Origin of the sequence: Schlesneria sp. (genome assembly GCF_036405755.1) — a bacterium.
GTDB classification, from domain to species: Bacteria; Planctomycetota; Planctomycetia; order Planctomycetales; family Planctomycetaceae; genus Schlesneria; species Schlesneria sphaerica.
Window position 1 is genome coordinate 1 of the sequence record NZ_DASWWZ010000135.1, and the last position, 9,386, is coordinate 9,386.

Sequence of the window (9,386 nt, forward strand, 5' to 3'; positions counted from 1 at the left end):
ATTCTTCAAATCCGCGCCGCCGGACTCTCCGAAGATGAACGACTCGCTCGACACCTTGATACGCGACCCGGATCGCCGTTCACCAGGCCGCCTAAAACTCCGAGAGTCGCAGACAAAAAAATCAAAAGCTGACATGCACCCGAGGCCCGAGGGGGCCGCGGGGTGTGTCAGCTGTTTTAGGGTTTGCAGTTTAGATCCCCGCCTGCGCTGGGATTTTCACAATCAATTTCCGGATGATCGTCTGCTGTGCACATCGTTGGGTTTTCGCTCAACGTCTCACTGGCCGAATTCCCATAGGAATTCGAATGTCATGTCGGAAACGAAAACGCGGTGCCCGGCGCTGAATTTGCTTTCTGCTGATTCGGAGCCTGGGAGGCCCTGAACCCGTCCACGGATGTTTCATTGACCTCCACTCCTGGACACATCATGTCGTTTCGATCCAGCTGGAAGGGCTATCTCAAGCTCAGTCTCGTTTCTGTCCCGGTCAAAGCGTACTCGGCGGTCAGTTCTGATGAAGGTGAGATTCATTTCAATCAGCTCCATGAAAAATGCCATAGCCGCATCAAGTACGTGAAAACCTGCCCCAAGCACGGGGCAGTCCCATCAGAAGAGATTGTCTCGGGTTACGAATACGCCAAGGGGCAGTACGTCGTAATGGACAGCAGCGAACTTGCTGCCTTGCGGGCTGATAAAGAAAAATCCGTCAACGTGGAAGCGATCGTTCCGGTCGGGGCAATCGATCCGATGTACCTGACCGAGAAATCGTCCTACCTGATTCCAGATGGACGCGTCGGGGAAAAACCTTACGCGGTGATCGAACAGTGCCTTGCCAGTCAGAATTCAATCGCCGTGGGGCGGCTGGTCATCAATGGCAAGGACGAAGTAGTCATGATCCGCCCGCTGGATGGGTTACTGGTCCTGACCGTCCTCAGCGGGGCGGCGCAAGTGAAACAACCGGGACTCTTCGCGTCCGAACTTCCCAAGGTCAGCGTCTCTGCTGCCGAAGTCAAAATGACGAAGACGTTGTTCGAGGCCTATTATCAGGAGGAGATCGATCTGGCTCAGTTTACGGACCAGTATACCGAGCGGGTAGCCCAGTTAGTGGAGTCGAAGATCAAGGGGGACGACATCGTCACGTCTGTTCCCAGTGAAGAACCGGATGTGATCAACCTGATGGACGCCCTGAAGAAGAGCGTGGAGCAGGCGAAATCCCATTCCAGAAAAACCAAGGTGATGGCGGAAAAGACCCCCGCCAAGACGACTCGGCTGAAAACCCCGGCGAAGCGGAAGTCGAAGTCTGCGTGATCCCCTTGAGCCTGCGGCTGTCTGGTACCGACAGCCGCAACTTGCTTTGCCTTGGGCAAGGAATGGGGACGGCCCCTCGTCCTGCACCACCCTTCACCACTTTAGTTCCGCAGCACCTTATCCAGTTTCTTGCTCGGGGCAGAGAGAGATTGGCGGACTTTGGATATTTCCCGCCAGGGGTCTCGTTTCAGTGTCGCCAGCCGCTGCAGGGCTGTCTCGATTGTGAAGTAGTCCGAAGTAATCTTCGTGGAAACTTCCTCCCACTCCAGTGGCATCGAAACGAAGGCATTCTCTTTGGCTCTGGTCGAATAGGGGGCGACGGCAGTTGCTCCGCGCGCGTTTCGCAAGTAGTCGATAAAGATTTTGTTCTTTCTCGCCGCCTTCGACATGTTCGACGTGAAGTGGGCGGGAGCCGCTGCGACGATCGCGTCCGCCACGCGTTTGCAGAACTCCTTCGCCTCGTCCCACTCATGCCGACGCTCAATCGGAAGGACGATGTGCAGGCCCTTGCCTCCTGTTGTTTTTATGAAACTCGCTAACCCGAGTTCGTGCAGAAAGTCGTGGATTTGTCGCGCGGACTCAACGACTTTCGCCCAAGAGACATTCTCGTCAGGATCGAGATCAAAAATCAGACGATCAGGGCGTTCGAGGTGATCCTCGGTACTGCCCCAGGTGTGGATCTCGAGGCTTCCCATCTGGACGAGTGACAGTAGGCCCTCAACATCGTCGACCACCACGTAATTCTTTGTCGCGGTACTTTCCTTGATTGGAATTTGTCGCAGATTCTCTGGAGCGCCGGGTTGGGGATGCTTCTGGTAGAAGCACTGTTTGCCAGCCCCGTCGGGGCAGCGCACCACCACGATGGGGCGATGCACGACGTGTGGCAGGATCCATTCTGCGATTTCCCGGTAATAACGAGCGATGTCCAGTTTGGTGAGTTCAGCTTCCGGGTAGACGATTTTTTCAGGATGAGTGAAACGGACCCCCGCAAACATTTCTGACTGCGGATCGAAATCGGAGTTACCTTCTGCGGGTGCACTCTTGCTGTTCTGAGCCCGTTTGCTGCGGGACGTTTTCTGGGTCGCTGCCGCCGGTCGTGCCGGTTCCTTCTTGCGAGAGGCTTTCCTGGGGACGGGATTGGTCAGCACTTCCTCAAGTTTGGCAGGTACTTCCTGGCCGACGTCGCGTGGTGGCTTATCCTCTCGCAGGCCCTGGAAGGAGGCGTGTCGCAATCGCAGGTCGCGAGTTTTGTCAGCGAACTTGATCTGTCCGACCAGCTTCGGCTGGATCCAGTGAGCCGTCCTCGCATCGCCGACTTTCCGCTGCAGATCAACGAACGGGGAATCTGACACTTCCAGTTCCTTCATGTTTGCATGAAGTTCCTTCAGCAGTTTTGCATCGAAGCCGGTGCCCACCTTACCGGCGTAGTGCAGTTTTTGTTCGTCGTCATAAAATCCAACCAGCAGGGCGCCAAATCCGGTTCGCGATCCGGATGGGTCCGTGAAGCCACCAATCACGAACTCTTCCTGTTTTAGACACTTCACCTTGAGCCAGTCGGTTCCACGTCCCGGATGGTACGGCTGATCCAGTCGTTTGCAGATGATCCCTTCCAGATGGAGTTTGCATGCTTGTTTGAGGAAGACATCCCCCCTCCCCATGATGGGCTCTGAGTATTGGATGGATCGATGGTTGGATGTGGACTCCAGCAACGTCTGGAGTGCCTGTTTCCGTTCTTGCAGCGGCTGCTCGCGCAGGTCTTCTCCATCCAGATACAGCAGGTCGAAGACGTAGTATCGCAACTGGTCAGTACCCCGATCACGGAAGGCGTTCTGCAGCGATTGGAAATCGGTCGTCCCGTCGCTACTCATGGCGACGACCTCGCCGTCGAGAATGGCCTGATCGCACTTCAGATGAGCGGCCTGTCTGGCCAGTTCGGGAAGGCGCGCCGTCCAGTCTTTGTGGTTGCGTGTGACAAAGCGAATAGTTCCATCATCAATGTGGCAGATGATTCGATAGCCATCAAATTTGATTTCGTGGCACCATTCATCCCCTTCTGGCGCCTCGTCAACCAGGGTGGCCAGTTGAACGCTGATTTTGTCGGGCTCGGGGATTGATGAAGCTTGAGTTCGCTTTGATTTGCTCGGCTTGGAGGAACTGCTTGAGCGAGTTCGTGATTTGGGGATGTCGGCCGTCTTTGTCGTTTGTTTTTTCTTTCCGGCGTCGGCGTCAGCGGCGATGGTGTCCAGATCGCGTTTTGACGAAACGCTGAGAGGTTGTTCCTCCAGGATATCCCCGTCGTCCATGGAGCGTGCCTGAGCATCCCGTTCTTTGATGAGGAGCCATTGGGGCTTTTGAGACGAGCTGCCCTTGCGGCGAGTGCGGACGAGAGTCCAGCCCCCCTTCAGCTTCTTGCCTTTGAGATTGAACTTCAGCTTTCCTTCCCGCAGTCCAGATTCCGGGTCCCCGATCGGTTCCCAGCTTCCCGTATCCCACAAGAGGACGGTACCTCCTCCATACTCCCCCTCGGGGATCGTTCCCTCAAACGTGCCATAGTCGACGGGATGATCTTCGACCTCAATGGCGAGGCGCTTCACTTTTGTATCGAGAGAGGGTCCTTTCGGGACTGCCCAGCTCTTCAGGACTCCATCCAGTTCCAGGCGGAAGTCATAGTGCAGGTGCGATGCGTCGTGCTTCTGAACGACGTACGACCAGCCTTTTCCCGCCTTGGTTTGGGCCGGGGGTTCCGGCGTTTTGTCGAATCGACGCTTGCGCTGGTAGTCGGTGAGTCCCATCTAATGATCCCGCTGATCAATATGAGTGGAGAGCGACCAGGGAGCGGACGGCGAGCACGCACCCGTTCGGTTCGCACCCACTGCTGCCCCATCTGGTATGACCTGCCAAAATGAGTGAGCAGGTCTCATACCCCGATGCTCACAGGCAGCCAGAGGCCACTCAGATTTGCCTGGAAGGGAGAGTCACCGGCACGGGAGTCCGGAAGGTGCCGCAGGCAAGAAAATAAAGGTGGCTGCGCGGAATCTCTCTTCCGCCGCAGCCTGATTCAATGGCGCTCAATCATAAATGACTTGAGCAACTGAGACTTGGGACGGGCAGGTGCTGCTTCCATCATGCCTTGGCGGTTTGCAGGGCCCGCAGTTCCCGTGGAAGTGGGAATGAGACGTGTTCTTCCCGCGTTGTCACCTCTTCTGCTGTGGCGCCGAATTCGGTGCTCAGCCACCCGATGCAATCCTGAACGACGACTTCCGGCGCGCTGGCCCCGGCCGTGATCAGCACCGTCGAAACGTTCTGGAACCACTCGCGCTGCAATTCCTGAGCTCCATCGATCAGGTGCGAGGGCTTCCCGAGTAACGCACCGATTTCCTGAAGTCGACGACTGTTAGAGCTGTTCTGGCTTCCCACGACAATCACGATGTCAGAACGTTGGGCGAGTTGTTTCACAGCGTCCTGGCGATTGGTTGTCGCGTAGCAGATGTCTTCCTTCGGGGGACTCTCGATCTTGGGGAATCGCTGCTTGAGCGCCGAAATTACCCGACCCGCTTCTTCAACGCTGAGCGTCGTCTGGGTGAGGTAGGCGAGCTTTGCGTCGGGTGGGAAGGACAGCTTTTCAATATCTTCAGGTTCTTCGATGAGTGTGATGCTGGCTGGGGCCTCACCCATCGTCCCGATGACCTCGTCATGTCCCTCGTGCCCGATCAGGATGATGTGGTACCCCTCGCGCGCGTATTTAATCGCTTCGAGATGGACCTTCGTTACCAGGGGGCAAGTGGCGTCGATGGTTTGCAATTTACGCTGTCGGGATTGTTCCCGGATTTCCGGTGACACTCCGTGTGCTGAGTACAGGAGCAGTGAACCGAGGGGAACTTCGGAAACGGAATTGACGAAAGTCACTCCCTGCTTCTGAAATCGCTCGACCACGTACTTGTTGTGCACGATCTCGTGGTAAACGTAGATGTTCGAACCGAACATGCGAATGGTTTCGTCCAGACATTCGATCGCCATATTCACGCCGGCACAAAAGCCACGCGGATTCGCCACAAGAATTTTCATCGAGATTCCAATTCCAGAAATTCATTCAGGTCCCGCACGGATTCTAGCAGCGGAATCAGGATTGAGGAGAGCGCTCGCAGGCTTCGTAAGTCATGACGCAGGAATCGAGCAACACGCCTGTCACGTGACTTCGACTGGTTCGTTGCCACTTGCTTCGCTTGATGAGGGCCGGCGATTCAGGATGACCACGGTATCCGCAGCCAGGTCACCCAGTCGCTGCCAGTGAGGAGTAAACGCAATCAGCAGGATGCCGGGGATCCAGGTCAGGAAAAAGAAGCCATCAACGTACACTAGAAGTTCGCGGGTCAGCGAGCGCAACAGCCCAGGGGGCCGCAACGTGGTCTGCAACGCGCGGATTCCGCAAAGCCACTTGCCTGGCGTAATTCCGTAGAGTCCTTGCATGAAGCTCAAGAAGATGACTCCGAGGAACCAGATTCCGAACGTGGCGAACACGAGTTCCACCAATTGAGAACGGATCGGATCTGTCATCCCCAACTTTTCGGCCTCGACTAGATACGGCACTGACATGCCGATGCCGATAAATACGGGGCAAGTGGAAATCAGCAGGTCGATGCCACGGGCAATGGCTCGTCGAGCAACGGAGGCCTGGGTGACGGTCCGCTTGCCAAACAGATACCCGCTACTTCGGTAACGGCGCATCAGCCAGGAGGTGCCGACGGTCAGCATCGTGACTCCGAGAGCGTAACTCAGGAATGTGGGAACGACGGAGAGAAACCATTCCAGGAGGGGCGAGATGGGCTCGAACGGGGCGACTCGCTTCAGCGTCGAGTTTCCCAACTCATACAAATGCAGGAAATCGCTGACCAGATACGCGGGCGTTCCCCCCACTCCCGCCAGACTCTCTGTGAAGAGATTCTCAGAAAGGGGCATGTGGATCCAGGCGTTGTCCTGCCAACGAATTTGCTCAATACTATGGTTGAGGGAAGGCACGTAGTAAATACGGATGTCTCCATCAACATCGACCACGTCCCATACTGTTCCCCAGTTGGAAATTTGATTGATGGGAGTCCAGCCAGCTTCCCTGTCCGTCTCCGAACCCAACTCGGGGAGCGGACTGTTAGCGGGATTCGACGCCGACGCCGCAGGCGAGTTGCTCACAAATGAAAGTCCCTCACGAAAACGGACTGACGTGCCGGTGGAGTGAAACAGATAGATCGAGTTCGATGTCGCCAGGACGCGTACTTGGGGGAATAACCAGGCGGCTCCCGTCGCGTTCATTCCAGGGATATCAAGCCTCCCCGCTTCAGACCACTCGTTGTTCTGCCATACCAGTAGATCGTAGTCGTCGTTCGTGTTGCGGTCGATCACCGCTAGTTCGCCGTGGTAAAGAAAAGGATTTGAGGGCTCGTTTAGAGCACGGATCGGCCGTCGAGGAATGGCCTGCTCATCCACGATACGGGTCATCACCGATTTCGAGATGCACCATAACTCATCCCCTACGGAAATTACCCCGGTTGCTCCCGGCTCCAGGCTGATGCCTGAGTCCCGGGTCGCCCCGTCGCTCGGGTTGATGACGACCAGCCGCGATTGTGGCGGAACAAATCCCGGTCGGCGTACTGCGGGAAGAGGTGTCGTGGCAACCGAGACCCATAATTCCCCTTTGTGAAGGGCCGCGCAGTGAGGCAGCAGCGAGTTGTTCCCGGTCCCGATGGCGCTGGAGCGACCTCCTGAACGGGGATACTGCAGCCCGATTGAAATCGCCGCGAAAGAAATGACCTGTAACGCAATCGACGCGAAAGTCAGGAGAACCACCAGGAAAATGTATCTTCCCGGATAGGGAGGCCATATGAGAGTACTCGGATCGGGCACAGCTCGGTTTGTCGACATGGCCAAGGTCCATTCCTGAAGTGTGTGGCGACCCGGAATTCTCTCTGTGGGGTGAATTTACCTGATTTTGTCTCCAATTCCATGGCGAATGGTCTGACGGGGCAATCGGGGCATCGAAACAGTACAGGACAAACCAGAAAGTGGTTTCATCGGAGAACGTTTCGGCGAGCAAAAGGGCCGGAGGTGGGGATCGGGCAGGAATGTTTTCCGACCCTCGGAACGGGCAGTGGTATTGGCGTTTCCAAGAGTCAGCCGATAACCTACTCTCCTCTGGAATTCTTGTGGAAGGGTAATCCCCCGTCCTCACGCCATTCCACATCTGACATCCAAAGTCAGAGTCCATTGTTGTAGGCCGTTGCTTTTTCGAGTGCTGTGTTAACCTTTGGGGATCGGCTACGGTTAGCACAGGGGCCGACTGGGTAGTTGCGAGATCCGATCCGAAATCACGGTGTGAAATGTCTCATCAGAGTTCAGGCGAGTCAGTAGTGCAGGGTGTTCCGGTTTTGACCGCGGTCGAACAGGCCATCGGTCCGGAATTGCTCGAAGCTGAGCAGATTCTGGCCGAAGAACTGCACAGCTCTAACCCCTACGTGTGCGACATTTTACATCATTCAACGCGGTTTCGTGGCAAGCGGTTACGCCCGATGCTGCTCTTGCTGACAGCGAAAGCGACAGGCGGAATTCGACAAGACCACAAAATTCTTTCTGCTGTCGTCGAGATGATTCATCTCGCGACTCTGGTCCATGATGACGTTCTGGACGAAGCGGAAACGCGACGCCATGTGGCAACCGTCAACTCGCGCTGGAACAACGAAACCAGTGTACTCTTCGGTGACTACCTCTTTACCCATTCGTTTCATCTGGCAAGCAGTCTCGACACGACGTACGCCTGTCGCCGAATCGGTCGGGCGACCAATATCGTCTGCGAAGGAGAACTGTCTCAGATCAAGGAGCGGGGTAATCTGGATCTGACCGAGGAAGCGTACTTCAAGATTATCGATGGGAAAACGGCTGAATTGACGGCGCTGTGTGGTCATTTAGGGGCCTACTATTCCCAGTCGGATCCCTCAGTCGTTGCCGCGCTTGAGCAGTACGGTCGATCGCTCGGGCTGGCATTCCAGATTGCTGACGACGTACTGGATTTGATGGGCAGCGAAGGAAAGATTGGTAAGTCACTGGGCAGTGATTTGCTCAAACAGAAACTCACCCTGCCGCTGATTCGCCTCCTTCAGACAGCTTCCGAGCAGGAATCGCAAGAGATTCGTCAGTTGCTGGCGCATCCCGATGAAACAACGCGAAGTCGCCTGACACCTTACTTCGAGCGCAGCGATGCGTTCAACTACACCAGTCGCGTGGCGAAGAATCTGGCCAGCGAGGCACGAAATCAACTGGAACTGCTACCACAGACTCCTGCCCGCCGAATCCTGGCAGACATCGCCGAGTTTGCTGTGCAGCGAACGTTCTGATCCTCGGGCGGCGTCGCATTCATTCCGCGTTTCGATAAATCCAGTGACATCGCTGGGGGCAATGGCGCCTGCTCGAATAGATGGACTGTAGGCAGCTCGTCAGTGAATAGCGTTTGAGTGATCGACGCGTGTTGATGCGTAGCGTGCAGCAGTTCAAAGACGACAAAGCTGATACCTCGCCTGCACGATGTAAGAGGTCGTTCAGAGCACCACGTTATTCCGATTCTCAAGGGGTCTCAGGTCTTAAATAATCCCTGCCCCAAACTTATCTTCTTCGTCGTGCCCATTACGCTGGGCGACTGCGAAGGGATTGGAAGTGTTTTCTACCCGGTTCATATGCGGCGTCGAGTGTCGGATATCGGGCAGGTCTCTTCGATGGAGTGATTCCCCATTCCGTTGCAGACGGGGTAGTTCGCTGATGGGGGACTCGTCTTCACCCAGCTGTGCGTAGCTGTCTTCGCCGTAGTCGTCGTAGATGCAGACATAACCCGGTTGCTTTGAACGTTCCAGTTCGCTGACATAAGCGATAAGGACTTGCTCCTGGATCGTTTCCCGGCAATCAGAATTAATCGGGTGAGCGATATCGGCGTAGAGTTTTGCGCGTCCGTCTTCTGACTTCGCGGCCCGGTCCTGATGCAACCGAACCCCACATTCATTGCAGAACTGGGCTCGCAAGTGGTTTTTCGCTGAACAGCGGGGACA

Annotated in this window: 6 protein-coding genes; 2 read left to right on the plus strand and 4 right to left on the minus strand. The window is 55.8% G+C overall.

Annotated features, from left to right (window positions below; translation table 11 throughout):
- Positions 1-426: 426 nt before the first annotated feature.
- Positions 427-1,305 carry a non-homologous end joining protein Ku gene (ku, locus tag VGE80_RS04650; RefSeq protein WP_373649822.1) on the plus strand — a complete coding sequence of 293 codons (879 nt, stop codon included), beginning with the start codon at positions 427-429 and terminating at the stop codon, positions 1,303-1,305.
- A 101-nt stretch (positions 1,306-1,406) separates the two neighbouring features.
- On the opposite strand, the gene ligD is transcribed toward ku, so the two are convergent.
- From ligD to VGE80_RS04665, 3 genes are all read right to left on the minus strand, one after another.
- A complete protein-coding gene (ligD, locus tag VGE80_RS04655; RefSeq protein ID WP_440591839.1) occupies positions 1,407-4,097 on the minus strand; it encodes a DNA ligase D in 2,691 nt (896 codons plus the stop codon).
- A gap of 331 nt (positions 4,098-4,428) precedes the next feature.
- The gene (gene ispH, locus VGE80_RS04660) at positions 4,429-5,370 is read right to left on the minus strand and encodes a 4-hydroxy-3-methylbut-2-enyl diphosphate reductase (protein WP_440591840.1); all 942 of its coding nucleotides are present in this window, start codon (positions 5,368-5,370) and stop codon (positions 4,429-4,431) included.
- A gap of 120 nt (positions 5,371-5,490) precedes the next feature.
- Positions 5,491-7,143 (minus strand): RDD family protein, encoded by a 1,653-nt coding sequence (locus VGE80_RS04665; protein ID WP_440591841.1) that lies wholly within the window; start codon positions 7,141-7,143, stop codon positions 5,491-5,493.
- 530 nt (positions 7,144-7,673) lie between these two features.
- Here VGE80_RS04665 and VGE80_RS04670 point away from each other — a divergent pair.
- Positions 7,674-8,684, plus strand: a complete 1,011-nt coding sequence (locus tag VGE80_RS04670) for a polyprenyl synthetase family protein (protein ID WP_440591842.1) — start codon at positions 7,674-7,676, stop codon at positions 8,682-8,684.
- Positions 8,685-8,927: 243 nt separating this feature from the next.
- Here VGE80_RS04670 and VGE80_RS04675 read toward each other — a convergent pair.
- Positions 8,928-9,386, minus strand: a 459-nt coding sequence (locus tag VGE80_RS04675; RefSeq protein ID WP_440591843.1) for a SpoVG family protein, incomplete at its 5' end; no start/stop codon positions are given.

Coding starts and splice junctions, on each gene's coding strand:
- VGE80_RS04670 (WP_440591842.1), top strand. CDS start 7,674: ATGTCTCATCAGAGTTCAGGCGAGTCAGTAGTGCAGGGTGTTCCGGTT.
- ku (WP_373649822.1), top strand. CDS start 427: ATGTCGTTTCGATCCAGCTGGAAGGGCTATCTCAAGCTCAGTCTCGTT.
- ispH (WP_440591840.1), bottom strand. CDS start 5,370: ATGAAAATTCTTGTGGCGAATCCGCGTGGCTTTTGTGCCGGCGTGAAT.
- ligD (WP_440591839.1), bottom strand. CDS start 4,097: ATGGGACTCACCGACTACCAGCGCAAGCGTCGATTCGACAAAACGCCG.